The 16,503-nt window shown below is 72.8% G+C and carries 15 protein-coding genes; 8 read left to right on the forward strand and 7 right to left on the reverse strand.

Annotation, left to right across the window (positions count from 1 at the left end; translation table 11 throughout):
• Positions 1 to 642, reverse strand: a 642-nt coding sequence (locus E1294_RS45130) for a hypothetical protein (protein WP_220448305.1), incomplete at its 3' end; no start/stop codon positions are given.
• A gap of 271 nt (positions 643 to 913) precedes the next feature.
• On the opposite strand from E1294_RS45130, the gene E1294_RS45135 reads away from it, so the two are divergent.
• The 3 genes from E1294_RS45135 to E1294_RS45145 all read left to right on the forward strand — a co-directional run bounded on the left by E1294_RS45135 (position 914) and on the right by E1294_RS45145 (position 2,876).
• Positions 914 to 1,291, forward strand: coding sequence for a hypothetical protein (locus E1294_RS45135; RefSeq protein WP_132517817.1), 378 nt, complete (start codon positions 914 to 916; stop codon positions 1,289 to 1,291).
• Between the two features lie 63 nt (positions 1,292 to 1,354).
• Positions 1,355 to 1,606, forward strand: a complete 252-nt coding sequence (locus E1294_RS45140; RefSeq protein ID WP_132517819.1) for a hypothetical protein — start codon at positions 1,355 to 1,357, stop codon at positions 1,604 to 1,606.
• Between the two features lie 79 nt (positions 1,607 to 1,685).
• Positions 1,686 to 2,876 carry a serine hydrolase domain-containing protein gene (locus E1294_RS45145; RefSeq protein WP_132517821.1) on the forward strand — a complete coding sequence of 397 codons (1,191 nt, stop codon included), beginning with the start codon at positions 1,686 to 1,688 and terminating at the stop codon, positions 2,874 to 2,876.
• Between the two features lie 299 nt (positions 2,877 to 3,175).
• Here the strand turns inward: E1294_RS45145 and E1294_RS45150 are convergent, their stop codons facing one another.
• Entirely contained in the window at positions 3,176 to 4,288 is a 1,113-nt protein-coding gene (locus tag E1294_RS45150; RefSeq protein WP_220448306.1) for a phosphotransferase family protein, read from the reverse strand.
• A gap of 213 nt (positions 4,289 to 4,501) precedes the next feature.
• Between E1294_RS45150 and E1294_RS45155 the strand changes: the two genes are divergently transcribed.
• A complete protein-coding gene (locus tag E1294_RS45155; RefSeq protein WP_132517825.1) occupies positions 4,502 to 5,119 on the forward strand; it encodes a hypothetical protein in 618 nt (205 codons plus the stop codon).
• A 370-nt stretch (positions 5,120 to 5,489) separates the two neighbouring features.
• Here the strand turns inward: E1294_RS45155 and E1294_RS45160 are convergent, their stop codons facing one another.
• Positions 5,490 to 6,074, reverse strand: a complete 585-nt coding sequence (locus tag E1294_RS45160) for a short chain dehydrogenase (protein ID WP_132517827.1) — start codon at positions 6,072 to 6,074, stop codon at positions 5,490 to 5,492.
• Positions 6,075 to 6,103: 29 nt separating this feature from the next.
• Positions 6,104 to 7,561, reverse strand: a complete 1,458-nt coding sequence (locus tag E1294_RS45165) for a sulfatase family protein (protein WP_132517829.1) — start codon at positions 7,559 to 7,561, stop codon at positions 6,104 to 6,106.
• Positions 7,562 to 7,685: 124 nt separating this feature from the next.
• Between E1294_RS45165 and E1294_RS45170 the strand changes: the two genes are divergently transcribed.
• The 4 genes from E1294_RS45170 to E1294_RS45185 are packed head-to-tail and all read left to right on the forward strand — an operon-like array spanning position 7,686 to position 13,955.
• Positions 7,686 to 9,440, forward strand: coding sequence for an ATP-binding protein (locus E1294_RS45170; protein ID WP_132517831.1), 1,755 nt, complete (start codon positions 7,686 to 7,688; stop codon positions 9,438 to 9,440).
• 14 nt (positions 9,441 to 9,454) lie between these two features.
• Positions 9,455 to 10,594, forward strand: a complete 1,140-nt coding sequence (locus E1294_RS45175; protein WP_132517833.1) for an exonuclease SbcCD subunit D — start codon at positions 9,455 to 9,457, stop codon at positions 10,592 to 10,594.
• Positions 10,594 to 13,014: an AAA family ATPase gene (locus E1294_RS45180; RefSeq protein ID WP_132517835.1), complete on the forward strand. Its 2,421-nt coding sequence runs from the start codon at positions 10,594 to 10,596 to the stop codon at positions 13,012 to 13,014. The genes E1294_RS45175 and E1294_RS45180 overlap by 1 nt, the downstream gene beginning before the upstream one ends.
• The gene (locus E1294_RS45185; RefSeq protein WP_132517837.1) at positions 13,011 to 13,955 is read left to right on the forward strand and encodes a hypothetical protein; all 945 of its coding nucleotides are present in this window, start codon (positions 13,011 to 13,013) and stop codon (positions 13,953 to 13,955) included. The genes E1294_RS45180 and E1294_RS45185 overlap by 4 nt, the downstream gene beginning before the upstream one ends.
• 116 nt (positions 13,956 to 14,071) lie before the next feature.
• Here E1294_RS45185 and E1294_RS45190 read toward each other — a convergent pair whose 3' ends face one another.
• The 3 genes from E1294_RS45190 to E1294_RS53630 form a co-directional block, all read right to left on the reverse strand.
• Positions 14,072 to 14,494 (reverse strand): VOC family protein, encoded by a 423-nt coding sequence (locus E1294_RS45190; RefSeq protein WP_132517839.1) that lies wholly within the window; start codon positions 14,492 to 14,494, stop codon positions 14,072 to 14,074.
• An 80-nt stretch (positions 14,495 to 14,574) separates the two neighbouring features.
• Positions 14,575 to 16,065 (reverse strand): serine/threonine protein kinase, encoded by a 1,491-nt coding sequence (locus E1294_RS55100; protein ID WP_246083733.1) that lies wholly within the window; start codon positions 16,063 to 16,065, stop codon positions 14,575 to 14,577.
• The coding region (locus tag E1294_RS53630) for a hypothetical protein (protein ID WP_165977844.1) at positions 16,062 to 16,503 on the reverse strand (442 nt) is incomplete at its 5' end. The genes E1294_RS55100 and E1294_RS53630, both read right to left, overlap by 4 nt.

Consider the following 16,503-nt stretch of genomic DNA (forward strand, 5'->3'; position numbering starts at 1 on the left):
GACCAGGACCGTGACCGAGACTCCGGAGGGCGGGCTGGTGGTCGTGTCCTCAGGGGCGGAGGTGCCGGGGTCGGGTGTCGGCGTATCGGTGGTCTCGCCGGGGCTGGGGCCGGCGGACTGTCCGCCGACGGTGAGCGGATATTCCCGCAGTGACTCCTTGTCGGTGACCTCGCACTCGATCACGCGCTCCTGCGGAGTGGGGCCGAAGTTGACGGCGGCGGCGTGCACCGTGCCCGTGCCCGGGGAATTCGCGGTGGTCTTCATCTCGACGGTCGTCGCGGGCAGGGTGATCGGCTGCCCCGGAGTGACCGTGCCGAGCTGGCCGACTCCCGTGGCGGAGGTCAGCCTGTCGATCCCGTCGATGCCCGCGTAGGCGTACATCTTGAGCTGGCCGTCCGTGACCGTCGTGGGGGCGAGCAGTCTTGCGGAGCCGACGTAGGAGCCGCGCCAGCCGATCGTCATCTGCGCGCCCACCGTGGCGTCCGTGGGCATCGTCAGCTCGATGTCGAGGCTGATCTGCTGTTGCATGCCCGTCGCGATGGTTTCGCACGTGTACGCCACGGTGTCGGCGTGCGCCGCCGAGGGCAGGGCGGCGTACGCGAGGGCCAGGGCCATGGCGGGGACGGCCAGTCGAACACGCAATGCGGCTCCTTGAGGCAGATGGTGCGCAAGAGGAGACGGGGCACGACGGCATTTGGTTGACAGATGTGTCCGCATCGGGACAACGCGGCTTCACGGTGACGCATGCGGCCCCGCTGGGCCCGCGAAACATTGTCTCTGGCGTTGACGATGATTCCTGCGCCAGGATAAAGTCTGTCTCCGACAGAGACGATGTTCTGCCGACGCGGGAGCTCCTTCCCGGCGTGGTAGTAATGAGATCCGCGGAGGGGGCAGGAAAGACAGAGTTGGCACCATGACCGAGCACTACCTGGGCGTTCTCGGCATCGCCGAGGCGCTGGGAGTGACCCGGCACGCGGTGCACAAATGGCGCTCCCGCTACCCGGGCGACTCCGATCGCCCGTTCCCCGAGCCCGACGTCGAGATCGACGGGGCTCCCGGCTGGCGCCCTGACCGGGTGCAGGAGATCATTCGATGGCGCGACGGCCTGCCGGGCCGGGGCGCGGGCGGAGGCCGTCCGTCCGCGGCCCGCCAGGACTACCTCAAGGCGGCCCTGGCGCAGGGTCTCGACCGCGATGAGGCTCTGCGCGCGCTCGCCGCGTTCATCGCGGAGTTCCCCGAGATGACCGAGCCGGAGGTCTGCGCGTGGCTCATGGAGAGGTGGCGCCGCTAGCCCGCCGAACCTCGCCAGGGCGTCCGGCGTCCCCGGACACCGGCGATCCCAAGGAGACCTGTCATGACCCACCTTCCCGGGCCCAGGCGCACCCCCCTCACCGCGGAGGAGAAGGCCCGTGCCGAGGCGAACTTCGTTCCCCTCGTCGCCGAGCACCTCACCGCCGACGGCCGGTTCAGGGTGAGCGCCGACACCCCCGAGTCGATCGCGTTGTTCCAGGAGGTCGCCCACCGGGTGGGTGAGCTGCTCGGGCGGCCCGTGGTCAGCTATGCCAACGGCAGGCACATCGTGATCGCCTTCGGCCCGCGGGAGTGACCGCATCGGCTGCCATCGCGCGGCGGCCCACCGTACCGGCCCCTGACAGAGACCCGCTACAACGGAAAGGCGATGACGAATGCCCGAGATCAGCGGGGAGACCGCACCGGGATTCGAAGGAGTACGTACGGCCTTCGCCCGCAACCTGGCCGACCACGACGAGATAGGCGCCGCGGTCGCCGTCTACGTGCACGGCCGGAAGGTCGTCGACCTGTGGGGCGGCCTCGCCGACCCCGGCCGCGCCGACCCCACCCGGGGCCGCCGCTGGGAGCGGGACACCCTGCAGGTCGTGTACTCCACCACCAAGGCGATCACCGCCGCCTGCGCGCTCCTGCTGGCGCAGCGGGGCGAGCTGGACCTCGACGCGCCCGTCGCGCGGTACTGGCCGGAGTTCGCGGCGCAGGGGAAGGACCGCGTCCCGGTGCGCTGGCTGCTCACCCACCAGGCCGGGCTGCCCGCCATCGACCAGCCGATCACCCCTGCCGAGGCGGTCGCCTGGGAACCCATGGTGGAGGCGCTGGCCGCCCAGCGGCCCTACTGGGAGCCGGGCACGGAACACGGCTATCACGGGCTCACGTACGGATGGCTCGTCGGAGAGGTCGTCCGCCGGGTGAGCGGCCGCAGCATCGGCACCTTCCTCGCGGAGGAGATCGCCGGCCCGCTCGACCTGGACCTGTGGATCGGGCTGCCGAAAAGCGAGCTGCACCGGGTCAGCCGGATCGTCACGTCCGTGCCCGGCTCAGCGGACCTGGCCGGGATCGACCTGGACGCCCTGCCCGAATCCGTCCGCGAGATGATGCGGGCCTACGCCGATCCGACGTCGCTGACCATGCGCTCGATGTCCGTGGTCTCGCCCCCGCTCGACCACAACGACCCCGACGAGCAGCAGGCCGAGATGCCGTCGACCAACGGCATCTGCACGGCCCGCGCGCTGGCCCGCTTCTACGCCGCCCTCATCGGCGAGGTCGACGGGCACCGCATCCTCACCCCCGCCACCCTGGCAGCGGCGACCGCGGAACAGGTCGTCGGCATCGACCGCATTCTGCGCATGCCCGTCAGGATAGGCACCGGCTTCGGCCTGCCGACCCCTGACGTGTTCTTCTACACCCCCGCGGCCTTCGGGTTCCCCGGTCTCGGCGGCTCCCTCGGTTTCGCCGACCCGGAGAGCGGGCTCGCTTTCGGCTACGTGATGAACCACGTCAAGGAGGACGGCGAGAACCGGCGAGCCGCCACCCTGGTGGAGGCGGTCAGGAGCGCGATGAGCGCCTAGCGGGGGCACCGGGCCGCCACCGGGCAGCATCTGGCCGACACGGTGCTACGGCGGGACCGCCGGCACCATGTCCCTGGGCACGCTCCCCGTGCAACGGCTCTCATCAGGGGACTACACGGGCACCATCGAATGCGTCAACGGTCTGGTCTGGCGTTTCAACCCAGGGGAAGACCGTCAGGTGAACACGTCATGCGTCCGGCTCACGATCCTTCGTGGGAGCTGATGCCACGTCCGCCAACGCCCGGTTGTCCGCGCGCCACGAGCCGAAGACCGCCCGTACACGCGCCAGAACGCGGCGGTCATCGTCGGCGGGGCGTGTAGGGCGGGAACGCGGCCCTGTCATCGAGGTCGAGGTCCGCGTCGGGCCAGCGGCGGCGGAGCAGGCCGGCCACCCGGCGGGCCCAGCCAGCCAGGCGGGGCAGGCTGCGGTGCTCGTCGGCGGTGCGGGCGGCGGCCTCCAGGGTGGCGACGAGCTGGACGCGGCTCCCGTCGCCTGGCGGGCGGGCGTCGACCCTGGCGACGCGTTCCAGCCGGACCAGGACGTAGGAGAAGCAGGCTGCGGCCAGGCCGAAGCCGTAGCGCCGGTCGTCCTCCGCCTCGGGCACGCCGGCGACCAGGGCGCGGCGGTAACCGCCGGCGAAGGCGGCGTCCACCGACACCCAGCCGGGACCGGGGACATGCAGGCAGACGGCGTCGTGCAGCGCGTGCGTGCGACCGGCGAACTCGAAGTCGATGAGGCGGGCGTCCGGGTCGCCCGTCGCGTGCACGAGAACGTTGTTGGCCTCAGGGTCGCCGTTGCTCAGCGCCAGGAACGGTCCCGGATGCTCCAGCTCCTCCAGCGCGGCGGCGAGCTCGCGCTCCGCCCCGCCCTCGATCGGCGCGCCGAGGAGGGCCGCCTGCCGGCGTCCCTCCTCGCGAAACCCGGCGAACCGTTCGGCGTCGCCGGCCGGTCCGAGAGCGCGTCTGCGCACGCCGTAGAGTCCTGACCTGCCCGCTGTGGCGGCGTTGAGCTCACCGCGTACGCGGGCGAAGGCGGCCAACCGGTCCGCGTGGGCGGTGGCGCCCTCCGCGCGCAGCAGCCCGTCCAGCGCCGTACGCGGAGCCAGGTCCTCCAGCACGACGAGCTCCGCGTCGAGGTCGGCGGCGATCACCCGCGGCGCCAGGCCGGACGTCAGGTCGTCGGACAGGAACCGCAGCGCGGCCACCTCGTTGCGCAGCCGCTGCGACGTGGCGTGACGGGCCGCGCCCGGATGCGGGCGCATCCACTTGACGATCAACCGCTCCCCGCCCTCCAGGCGCGCCCGCCCGATGGCGTAGGGCTCGAGCCGCTGCCACCCGGCCACGGTGACGGGCGCGGAACGGTGACGCGATAAGAGGGATTCCACCTGGGTGACGATCACATCTGCGGTCACCGGCGTCATTTTACGAGGCGACGGCGCGCCTACAGTGCGGAGCGGGCGCGGATCGTAGCCCTGAGGGTGGCCTGGGCTCGGCCGGGTCCAGGGTCATCCCTGCAGGGCAGACGCATGCTGTCGAGCGACCGGCGTTCGCACTTTCCCGGTGGCGCTCACGGCCGGTGGCCGCCGATATTCAGCGCTGGGTAATCGATCTGTAACAATGTGTGCATGTCGATGATTCAGCCGGCCACCACCCTCCCCGACCATGGGTGCGGCGGCCTGGGGCGGGTGACGCACGGTGCGTTGACCTCCTCGTTGTCCGACGCGCATGACGGGCCGGGGCTCTATCTCGGTTACAACACGCTGCCGGATCCGCCGTTCCCGCTGACCGCCTATCTCAGCTACGACCTGGGCCCGCAGGCGGCGGCCCTGGACCCGGAGACCCTGCTGCGCATGGGCGCCGATTCGATCCGGGCACAACCGGTGCCGGACGAGCCCTGGGACGAGGCGCATCAGCGGTTGGCGGCCACGATGCGGGTGGACGCGGTGGTGCTCACCGCCGTGGCCCACGCGATGGAGCCGGGGAGCAGCCAGGCCGCCCGGGCTCTGCTGGCCAACCTGGCCGAGGGCTACTACCGGGAGGGCGACGCCGAGACGTGCGTGGACGCGCGTGAGACCGCGGTGGCGCTGGGAGTCGATCGGGCCGGCACCCGGGTCGTGCTGGTGGCCGACGGGGACGCGGCGTCCACGCGCGTCGAGGCGGAGGCGAAGGGGGTGCTGTTCGACCTGCTGGGGGAGGTGCTGGACGCTCAATACTCCTGGACCAGGGCGGCGTTCGCCCTGTGAGGGTCAGGAGGGCCCGCCGGCGAGGTCGGACAGCAGGGCGGCGATGAGGCGCGTTCCTCCATCACCGTCCGGCCCCGGCGCGCCATGAGGGGCGCCGGCTCGGCGCCGCGGCTCGTCGTACGGCACCGCGACGTGGCGTGGCGACCCCAGATCGAAGGTGACCTGGAACCGCGCGTGCGCGTCGTCGTCGCCCGGGCAGGAGACGAATCACCGGGCCAGAACGCGTCGATCCGGAATCTGCCGGACGGCGCCTCAGGCTCCACTGTGCTCTCGTCCGGCATGCCGTACGCCACGGACGGTTTTCCCCCTTATGGGACGAGGCGCGAGAACCGATCGCCCCGCGGAGCCGGGCCGAAGCCCGTGCCGCTCGTCACGGGACGATCGTCTGGCCCTGCGCGGTGCCCTCCACGGCCGAGACGTAGGCGCGGGCCACCTCGGTGACCGGCGTCCCGTCCGCGCCGTCGAGGCCCATGCCTTCCAGGGTCTCCTTGATCCATCCCGGGCTGATCACGTTGATCCGCAGCCCGCGGGGCAGCTCGCTCGCCGCGTTCCGTACGAAACCCTCAAGCCCGGCGTTGACCAGCGCGCCCAGCGAACCGTCGGCGAGCGGGGCGGCGAACGTGCCTCCCGTGAGGGTGATGGACCCGCCGTCACGCAGGCGACGCAGCGCCCTCGTGGCCAGCGCGACCTGTCCCAGCAGCTTTCCCGCCATTCCGGCGGCGAACTCCTCGTCCGTCACCGTCTCCAGCCGCACCAGCGGCCCGCCGGCGGCGCAGCACACCACCGCGTCGGCATCGGGCACCGTCTCGAACAGCGAGTCCAGTGACTTCCCGTCTTCGAGGTCCACCTGGACCGGCCCCCGCCGCGAGGCCGCGACGACCTCGTGGCGAGGGCTCAGGGCGGCCTCGACAGCTCGCCCCACGGTCCCCGACGCTCCGATCACGATCACTTTCATGGGCTCCATGATGGCTCATGGAGCGTCTGTCACGCGTTGATGACCTCCTCCCTGTACCGGTCGTGCAGCGGGTCGCCGGTGGAGCCCATCCACGCGTCCATGGCGGCGCGCCGGCCAGCCAGCGCCTCGGGCGCGCCCCCGTCGGCGAGGTTGTTCAGCGCGTGGGGGTCGTTCGCGAGGTCGTACAGCTCCTCCCGGACGCGGAGCAGGTAGAACTCGGCACGCGCGGCGACCGCGGGGTCCGTCGAGTCGCGCATCGCGGGCCAGGTGAGACCCTGCATGTTCTCCGCCCGGTAGTTCAGGCTGCCGTCGGACCAGGCGTTCCAGACGTAGCTCCAGCGCTCGTCGTGGACGCCGCGCATCTCGTAGCGCTGATCGGAGCTGGACTCGTGGAAGACGGTGTTGATCCGGTCGCGGCCTGACTGGCTGCCGCCCGTCAGCAGCGAGGTGAGGTCGCGACCGTCCAGCCCCTCGGGGACGGTGGCGCCCGCGGCCAGGCACAGGGTGGGGAAGAGGTCCATCGTGGACACGAAGTGCTCGTCGTCGGTGCGGCCCGCGCCGGTCACGCCGGGCCACCGGACGATCAGCGGGGTACGCGTGCAGTGCTCCCATACGTTCGCCTTGCCGTACGGCACCGCCATGCCGTTGTCCGACAGGAAGATCACGATGGTGTCGCCGGCCAGCCCGGACGCGTCGAGCGCGGCCAGGACCGCGGCCAGCGTGTCGTCGGCGCGGCGGGCACTGCTCATGTACTCCGCGACCTCCTGGCGGATTTCGGGCAGGTCGGGCAGGAAGCCGGGCACCTCGGCGTCGTCGGGGCCGTACACCTTGGACGGCCTGGCGATGCGCGCCAGCTCGTCCTCGTCGAACCTCTGCTGCTCGGCGGCGCTGCCGCTGAAGGGCCGGTGCGGGTCCTCGGAGTTGGCCATCAGGAAGAACGGCCGATCCTCGGACTTCGCCCGATCGAACAGCTCCGTCGCGCGCCGCGCGTAGTCGGCGGGGTTGCGGCCCATGCCCAGCTGGTCCGGAGGGACGCTCAGATCCCAGGCGAACCGTTCCCGCGGAGCGAGGTGGCCGACCTTGCCCAGGATGCCCGTCAGGTAGTTCAGCGGGCGGAGCAGCTCGTTCAGGATCGGCACGCCGTCGGCGATGGGCTCGAAGCCCTCGGCGCCGTTGCGGTGGGGGAAACGGCCGGTCATCATCGCGGAGCGGCTCGGCTGGCAGAGCGCGATCGGCACGTGCGCTCGGTGGAAGGCGACGCCCTCGCCGGCGAGCCGGTCGATGGCGGGTGTGAGGTCGGCCCGGCCGCCGAAGCAGCCGGGCGAGGCGCCGTGCATGTCGTCGACGGTGAAGAGCAGGATGTTCGGCGGCGCCGAGTCGTGGGGCCGCCGGGCGTCGCTCCAGGCGGACCGCACGCCGAGCCCCGCGGCGACGGCTCCTGCGCCCGCCCCGGCCAGCAACGTGCGCCGTGAAAGGGGTGTGTTCATACGTGTGATGTATCGGTCGGCGCGTTACGTTTCCGTTTCCGGCCGGGACGCCCGATGAGCGGGACGCACAGGTCGACCCCTACTACGCTCCCATGGAAGGGCATCATTGGGGGCGGAGGGATTCGTGACGGTCAACGGGGCGAGCCAGGCGGTGGAGGAGGCCGCACCTGCGGCGGGAGACGCGGTCGGGCGGGTGCTCGGCACCCAGGCGGCCTCGCCGCTGTCGTTCTGGGTCGGCCTGGAACCAGGCAAGGTCGTCCAGCTCGACGACGTGGTGGTGACCAGGCGTGACGTGCCCGGCTACGGCCCGGTGCTGGTCGCGGGCGTGGTGACGACCGTCGAGGCCCGGCACGAGGGCGCCGCCTACGACTCCGACGTCTTCCTCATCGCCGACGGCGCGCTGCCCGCGGCCGTGGTCGAGGTGGCCGAGGTGCGGGTGACCAGGGTCGAGCCCGAGGTGTTCGTGCCGCCGCTGCCCGGCGCCAAGGTCCATCTCGCCGGGTCCGACGACCGCGAGCAGGCGCTCTACTTCGACGTGATGGACCGGCGCATCCCGATCGGGATGGGCCGCGACGGCCGGCCGATGTACGCCAACTTCGACTTCCTCGACGGCACCCGCGGCGCCCACGTGTCGATCTCCGGTGTCTCCGGCGTGGCCACCAAGACCTCCTTCGCCACGTTCCTGCTCTACTCGATCTTCAACTCGGGGGTCCTCGACGCCGAGTCGGCCAACACCAAGGCGCTGATCTTCTCCGTCAAGGGGGAGGACCTGCTCTTCCTCGACCACGACAACCTCCTGCTCGACGAGGGCGCGCGCGCCGTCTACGCCCGGCTCGGGCTGCCCGCGCGGCCGTTCGGCAGCGTGCACGTCTTCGCCCCGCCACGCCCCGGCGACGCCAACGGCGTGCCCCACGTCTCGGCCCGCACCCAGGGCGTGAGCTCCTTCTACTGGACGCTGGTCGAGTTCTGCGAGGAGGAGCTGCTGCGGTTCGTCTTCGCCGACGCCGACGACGAGCGGGCCGGCTACTCGCTGCTGGTGGGGCAGGTCGCGGCCCGGCTGAAGGCGTGGGCGGAGCCGGTGGGCGACGGCGGCGCCGTCATGGTGCAGGGCACCGGCGCCCGCACGTTCGCCGACCTGGTCGAGCTGCTGTCCGAACAGTTGCAGGACGAGGGCACGCGCCAGCAGTGGACCGGCGCGCAGACCCCGCTCGGCACCGTCAACGCCTTCCTGCGCCGGCTGCGCAGCGCGGTGCGCCCGCTGTCGCCGATCGTCCGGGGTGACCTGCCGTTCTACCGCAACCACACCGTCAGCACCTCCGACGCCCAGGTCTCGATCGTCGACCTGCACAACCTGCCGGAGCGGGCGCAGCGGTTCGTGGTGGGCGTGGTGCTGCGCGGCGAGTTCCACCGCAAGGAGTCGTCGGGCACCGCGAGGCCCCTGCTGTTCGTCGTGCTCGACGAGCTCAACAAATACGCGCCGCGCGAGGGCGACTCGCCGATCAAGGAGATCCTGCTCGACGTGGCCGAGCGGGGCCGCTCGCTCGGCGTGATCCTCATCGGCGCCCAGCAGACGGCCTCCGAGGTGGAGCGCCGCATCGTCTCCAACAGCGCCGTACGCGTCGCGGGCCGCCTCGACCCGGCCGAGGCCGCCAGGTCGGAGTACGGCTGGCTGCCCCCGGCCGTCCGCGAGCGCGCCACCATCGCCAAGCCGGGCACCATGTTCGTCGCCCAGCCGGAGATCCCGGTGCCGCTGGCCGTCGCCTTCCCCTTCCCCGCGTGGGCGACCCGGCCCGCGGAGGCGGCGGCCCCGGCCGCGAAGGCCTCAGGCGATCCGTTCCAGGGCCTGCCCGGCGTCGAAGAAGACATCCCGCCCTTCTGATCACAGGTGATGACGTGAAGATTCTGCACACCGCGGACTGGCACGTGGGCAAGGTGCTCAAGGGCCGCTCCCGCCTCGACGAGCACCGCGCCGTGCTGCGCGAGCTGGTTGCCGCCGCCCGCGACCACGACGTGGACGCCGTCATCGTGGCGGGCGACCTCTTCGACACCTCCGCGCCCACGCCCGAGGCGCAGGCGCTGGTGCTGAACGCGCTCATGGCCCTGCGCGGCGACGGCCGCGACGTGGTGGTGCTGGCGGGCAACCACGACAACCCGCAGCTGCTGGAGGTCTACCGGCCGGTGCTCGGCAAGCTGGGCCTGCACGTCATCGGCGCATTCCGCCGCCCCGACGCGGGCGGCACGCTGGCCTTCACCGCCCGCTCGGGCGAGCCGGTGCGGCTGGCCGTGCTGCCCTTCCTGTCGCACCGCTACGTCGTACGCGCCGCCGAGGTGCTGGCCGGCACGGCCGCCGAGCACAACCGCGACTACGCCGCCCGCATCTCCGAGCTGATCGGCGCGCTGACGGCCGGCTTCCACGGCGACACCGTCAACCTGGTCACCACGCACGGCACGCTGCCCGGCGGTGCGTTCGGTGGCGGCGAGCGGCAGGCTCAGTCGATCTTCTCCTACTACTTCGAGCCGACCGCCTTCCCGCCGTCCACCCAGTACGCCGCCCTCGGCCACCTGCATCGCCGCCAGCAGATCCCGGGGCCGTGCCCGATCTGGTACAGCGGCTCGCCCCTCGCCGTCGACTTCGGCGAGGAGGGCAACACCCCCGGCGCGCTGCTGGTGGAGGTCTCGCCCGGCCGCCCGGCCGTGGTGCGGGAGCTGACGTTCGGCTCGGCTCGCAGGCTGCGTACGGTGCGCGGCACGCTGGAGCAGTTGGAGGGCCTGGAACAGGGCGACGACTGGCTCAAGGTGATCGTCGAGGAGAAACCCCGCGTGGGCCTGGCCGACGACGTCCGCGAGCTGCTGCCCGGGGCCGTCGACGTCATGCTGGACGAACGGTTCAGACCGGTGCCGGCCGCACGCAGGACCGGCTCGGCCGACCGCGGCGCCGGCGAGTTGTTCCGCGAATATCTCACGGCCACCGGGCGGCACGACGACCAGGTGGCCGCGCTGTTCGACCGGCTGCACGACGAGGTGACCAGCTGATGCGCCCGCTGCTGCTCCAGCTCGACCACTTCGGCAGCTTCCGCGAGCCGGTGACGGTCGACTTCTCCGACACCGAGTATTTCGCGCTGGTCGGCCCGACCGGCGCGGGCAAGAGCACGATCATCGACGCGATCTGCTTCGCTCTCTACGGCACCGTGCCGCGCTGGGGCAAGGAGAACGTCATCGCCCACGCCCTGGCACCCTCGGTGTCCTCCGGGAAGGTGGCGCTGGTCTTCGAGAGCGGCGGCCGGCGCTACGGCGTGGTCAGGGCGATGGTGCGCGACACCAAGGGCGCGGTGCGGACCAAGGAGGCGCGGATCGACGAGCTCGATCCGTCCTCGCCGCTGGAGCGGGCCTACGACGCGGTGGTCAAGCCTCTGGCCGAGGGCGAGAACGTCACCCCGGAGGCGCAGCGGGTGACCGGGCTGGAATACCGGTTCTTCACCCAGTGCGTGGTGCTGCCGCAGGGCCGCTTCGCGGAGTTCCTGCACGCCGCGCCCCGCGAGCGCCAGGACCTCCTGGTGCAGCTGCTCGACGCCGACGTCTACGAGCTCATCAGGCAGCGGGCCGTGCAGGAGGAGGAGCAGGCCAAACGCGACGCCGCCTTCGCCCGCGACCAGCTCGGCAAGTTGTCGGACGCCACGGCGGAGGCCGAGCAGGAGCTGGCCGACCGGCTGGCGGCGTTGCGGCGGCTGGCCGAGACCATCGGCGCCGACCTCGACCTGCTGCGGGCCCGCGAGGCCGACATCCGCCGGGCCGAGCAGGAGCGCGCGGCCGTGGCCGAACGCCGGTCGGTGCTGGCGTCGCTGCGGGTGCCGGACGCGGTGCCGACGCTGGCCTCGGCCCGGCGGGCCGCCGCCGAGTCGGTGGAGGCGCTGGCCGCCGAGGTCGCGACGCTGGAGGCCGACGACCACGAGGCGTACGAAGCGCTGGCCGCGCTCGGCGACCGCGGGGCGCCCCGGGCGGCGCTGGCCGCCCTGGACGCCCGCGAACGGCACGCCGCGCAGGCCGCCCGCGCCCGCGCGGAGGCGGTGGCCGCGGCGGAGCCGCTGCCGAGCCTGGCCGCCGAGCGGGAGACCGCGGAGCAGGCGCTGGCCGCCGCGGAGACCCAGCGCGAACGCCTGCGCGACGCCCACGCCGCCGCCCACCTCGCCCCCCGGCTGGCCGTGGGCGAGCCCTGCCCGGTCTGCCGGCACCCGGTCGCCGAGCTGCCCCGCCACGAGCAGCCCGCCGACATCCGCAGCGCCGACCGCGCCCTCGCCGGAGCCCGCGACCGGGCCGAGCGAGCCAGGTCCGCCCACGCCAGGGCCGAGGCGTCGGCGTCGATGCTGGCCGGGCAGGCCGAGCGGCTGGAGTCCGAGCTCGCCGCGCTGCCCGAGCCCGGCGACCGGGCCGAGCTCGAAGGACGGCTGGCCGCGATCGCCAAGGCCGAGGAGGTCGCGGCCCAGGCCCGCAACGGCTTCCGCGCCGCCCGGGGCAGGCTCGACCGCGCACGCACCGAGGCCGACCGGATCGAGCGGCAGGCCGAGTCCGCCTGGCGCACCCTCGAGTCCGCTCGCGACCGGCTGCTCGTCTCCGGCGGACCCGACGACCCGCCGCCGCCGCTCACCCGCGACGACCTGCACCGGGCCTGGACCGACCTGCTCGGCTGGCGCGACCGGGCCGCGCAGGCCGCCCAGGCGGCGCTGGCGGTCTGCGACGAGCAGCTCGCCCAGGCGGGCGACACCCTGGCGCGCGAGCGCCGCAGGCTGGCGGAACGCCTGGCCGAGCACGGCGTCGTCCCGCCGCGCGACGCCTCGCCCGACCAGCTCGGCGCGGCCGTCGCCGGGGCCGCCGCGCGGGTGGAGAGCGCGCTCGACCGCGTCAGGGACGACCGGAGCCGCGCCGCCGACCTGGGAACGCAGATCACCAGGAAAGAGCACGAGGCCAAGGTCGCCCACGAGCTGGCTCTGCGCCTGCGCGCCAACGCCTTCGAACGGTGGTTGTGCGCCGAGGCCCTGGCGGTCCTGGTCGCGTCGGCGTCCGAGACGCTCCGCGAGTTGTCCGACGGCCAGTACGAGCTCACGCTCAGCGACAAGACCGGCGACATCGAGGTCGTCGACTACGGTGAGGCGGGCATGCGGCGCAGCGCCCGCACGTTGTCCGGCGGAGAGACCTTCCAGGCCGCGCTCGCGCTGGCCCTGGCGCTGTCCGGGGCGGTCGCCAGAGGGCTCGACTCGATCTTCCTCGACGAGGGCTTCGGCACGCTCGACCCGGCCACCCTCGACACGGTGGCCACCACCCTCGAACGCCTGGCCGCCGTCCAGGACCGCATGATCGGCGTCGTCACCCACGTGCCCGCGCTGGCCGAGCGGGTGCCGGTACGCTTCGAGGTCAGGCGCGACGCGAAGGGCTCCCACGTGCGGAAGGCGGCCACGTGACCGGTTTCACCGTCGACCCGTGGGATCCCGGCTACGCCGCTGCCCTCGCCGTCGAGGCCCTGTCCGAGCTGGGCTCCACCAGCGCCGAGCTGGTGCTTGACGTCGAACGCCCGGCCGCCGACTGGAAACCCGTCACGCCGGGGCCCGACGCCGACCCGCCGCGCACCCTGCTGGTCGCCGACGGCGTCCGCAGGATCGACGCTCGCGTGTGGGTGCACGACCCCGGCGCGCCGATGCCCGTGCCCGGCATCGCCGCCTCCTACGCCGCGGGGATCGTCAGGTGCGGCCAGGACGGCGCCGACCTGGCGGAGATCCAGGTCAACCGCACGCTGATCTCCGCGTCGCCGGACACTCCCGAGGTGAAGACCGGCCACGCCCTCTACCGCCCCGGCAAGGCCGCCGACTCCAGCTTCGAGGAGCTGTCGCTGGCGCTGCAACGCCAGGTCACCCAGCTGGAGGTCGACCTCGCCGTCCGGCACCGGTCGGAGAGCGACGACCTGCTGCTGGTGGACGGGCCGCTGCGGGGCCGCACCCACCTGCCGCGCACGGTCGGCTACATCAAGACCCACCACACCGCCTACCTGCCGTCGCCGCAGTCGGCGGTGGTCGCCGCGCTCGCTCCGGGGCAGCGTACGCCGGTGTTCCTCATGGGCACGAGCTGGCGGCGGCACGCCTGGTACGTACGCCTGCCCGTCAGGTCGACCGCCCCGTGGGCGGGCGTGGCGCGCTGCGAGGCCGGTGCCGACCTCGACTCCGCGCAGGTGGTGCGGCTCGCCGACGCGCTGACCCTGGCCCTGCCACCCCTGGCCGGGATCGACTACAAGGACCCCCGCGCACCCCAGAACCTGGTGCCGATCGGCGGCCTGGAGAAGCTGCTCCGCCACCACCTGGGCGACGCGCGCCTGCTCTACCGCGCGCTGCGCAACGCCGCCCGCGACTGACCGGCCACGCGGCTCTCGGCCCGCCGCTCAACCGGCCGCGCCCGCTCGGCCCGGGGCTCAACCTGCCCGCCCGCTCGGCCCGGGGCTCAACCGGCCGCGCCCGCTCGGCCCGGGGCTCAACCGGCCGCGAACACCTGCGTGTCGTCGGCGAACGCCTTGAACTCCAGGGCGTTGCCGGCCGGGTCGAGCAGGAACATCGTCCACTGCTCGCCCGGCCGCCCCTCGAACCGCAGGTACGGCTCGATGACGAAGGCGGTGCCCGCCGCGCGGAACCGGTCCGCCAGCTCGTGAAATTCCGGAATTGTCAGGATAAGCCCGAAGTGTGGGACCGGCACGTCGTGGCCGTCCACCGGGTTGTGCACCCGCTCCGTACGCGCGGGCGCAAGGTGCGTGACGAACTGGTGGCCGTGCAGGTTCCAGTCGATCCAGGTGCCGGAGCTGCGGCCCTGGGCACAGCCGATGAGCTCGCCGTAGAAGTGGCGGGCCGCGTCCAGGTCGTCGACGGGCACGGCCAGGTGGAAGCGGGGAATCATGGGCATCGGGAACGCCTGCCTTCCGCTGGTGCAACGATCACACGCCCACCCTGCCCCTCCGCCGCCCTTTGACGCCAGCGCCCGCCTTACCAGCCCTCGTCGAAATCGCAGATGTTCACCGTGGCGCTCTTCCTGGTGCGCGCCGGCTCGAAGACCTCGAAGACGACGTTGTACGTGCCCTCCTTCTTCCACACGATCGACGGCAGAAGCGGCTTCGACGACGCGTTGCCCACCTTCGCGCCCTGGCTCTGGCCGTTGAGCAACCACCGGTAACTGTAGGAGCCGGTGGCCGACACCTTCGCCCAGATGTTCATGTCGTAGCGCCAGCAGCCTCCCATCCGGATGCCCTCGTAGTCGAACGACACCGACGTCACCCCGCCCGCCTTTCTCGTCCTGGTGGGTGCGGCGGTGGTGGGCCGGGCGGACGGCTTGGACGTGGTCCCCGTGGGTTTCGGCGTGGTCCTCGTCCTGGTCCTGGTGGGTTTCGGGGTCTTCCTGCCGGGGCGCCGGCCGGCCGTCGGGTCCAGCGGCATGGGCGACTGATTCTTCCCCGCGACCGTACGCGAGCCGGTGGGGGAGGAGGGCGCGGCGACGGTGGCGGTGGTGGCGCCGGCGTCGCCGGGTGGCGTGGGAAGCCAGACCCAGGCGGCCGCCAGCCCGCCCGTCACGACCAGCGCGGTCGCGCCGGCGATCAGGGCGATGCCAAGCCGGTTACGGGACACCGGGTGGGTGGGACCGGTCCGGCCGTGCGGACTCTCCGGCGACGGCCACCCGTGTCCTCCCACCGGAGGCGGCGCGACCGGGGCGGACGCCCTGGCCTGGGGCCGGCCGCTGATGAGCTGGAAGAGCACGTCCTGCATGGCTGGCCGGGCGGCCGGGTCCTTGGCCAGGCAGCCGTACACGATCGAGCGCAGCGGTTCGGGCACGCCACCGAGGTTCGGCTCGTCGTACTGGATCCTTCTGAGCACCGCGGGCAGCGAGTCGTTGCCGAACGGCGGCGCGCCCGTGGCGGCGTACACGATGACCGATCCCCAGGCGAACACGTCGGCGGCGGGCCCGGCGACCGCGCCGAGGAACTGCTCGGGCGCCATGTACGCGGGTGTCCCCACGATGCTGCTGGTACGGGTCACCGCGGCGTCCATGGCACGGGCGATGCCGAAGTCGATGACGCGCGGGCCGTCGCGTCCGAGCAGGACGTTCGCCGGTTTGAAGTCGCGGTGCACGACGCCGGCGCGGTGGATGGCGGCCAGCGCGGTGGCCGTGGCGACCGCCAGCCGCTGCAGGTCGGCTCCCGTGTGGAGGCCGGCCCGCTGGAGCGAGGGACCTTCGACGTACTCGGTCACGATGTACGGCCGCGCGCCCAGCGAGGCGTCCAGCACCTGCGCGATGCAGAACGGCTCCACCCGCCGCGCCGCCGCGATCTCCTTGGCGAAGCGGCCGTCGCCCGGCACGCCCTCCCGCAGCACCTTGATGGCGACCTGCGTCCCGTCGGGGGCCGTGCCGAGGTAGACCACGCCCTGGCCGCCCTCACCGAGCTGCCTGACGACCCGGTACGGGCCGATGGCCTCCGGCGTCACCAGGTTTCCAGCGCGCAGACACTGAACGAGATGCTCTTCCGCGCCGATGAGGGCGAGGTGACCTTCAGGGTCACGGTGTGGCGGCCCGCGGGCAGCATGTGCTGCTGGGCGGTCACGAACGCGGTGTAGTCGTCCTCGGGCACCCAGGACCTGCCGCTCTCCTTGGTCTTGCCGTCCACCAGCCACGCGTAGGAGACCCACACCCCGCGCCTGGTCGACTCCACACGGGTCTGGAAGTGCACCGGAGGCATGTAGCAGCCTCCCGACCCGGACTGGCCGGGGCCGCCCATCAGCTCGATCGCGAGAATGCTCGCCGTGGCGTTCGTGACCGGCTTCTTGGTGGTACGGGTGCGGGACGGCGTCGGCCGCGCCGTCGTGCGCTCGGGCGACGCCGTGGGCGTGCGCTTCTTCGGGGCGGTGGTGGGCTTGGCCGTGCGG

The organism is Nonomuraea diastatica, from assembly GCF_004349015.1.
GTDB classification, from domain to species: Bacteria; Actinomycetota; Actinomycetes; order Streptosporangiales; family Streptosporangiaceae; genus Nonomuraea; species Nonomuraea diastatica.

Coding starts and splice junctions, on each gene's coding strand:
- E1294_RS45135 (WP_132517817.1), top strand. CDS start 914: ATGACCGAGCACTACCTGGGCGTTCTCGGCATCGCCGAGGCGCTGGGA.
- E1294_RS45140 (WP_132517819.1), top strand. CDS start 1,355: ATGACCCACCTTCCCGGGCCCAGGCGCACCCCCCTCACCGCGGAGGAG.
- E1294_RS45145 (WP_132517821.1), top strand. CDS start 1,686: ATGCCCGAGATCAGCGGGGAGACCGCACCGGGATTCGAAGGAGTACGT.
- E1294_RS45155 (WP_132517825.1), top strand. CDS start 4,502: ATGTCGATGATTCAGCCGGCCACCACCCTCCCCGACCATGGGTGCGGC.
- E1294_RS45160 (WP_132517827.1), bottom strand. CDS start 6,074: ATGAAAGTGATCGTGATCGGAGCGTCGGGGACCGTGGGGCGAGCTGTC.
- E1294_RS45165 (WP_132517829.1), bottom strand. CDS start 7,561: ATGAACACACCCCTTTCACGGCGCACGTTGCTGGCCGGGGCGGGCGCA.
- E1294_RS45180 (WP_132517835.1), top strand. CDS start 10,594: ATGCGCCCGCTGCTGCTCCAGCTCGACCACTTCGGCAGCTTCCGCGAG.
- E1294_RS45190 (WP_132517839.1), bottom strand. CDS start 14,494: ATGCCCATGATTCCCCGCTTCCACCTGGCCGTGCCCGTCGACGACCTG.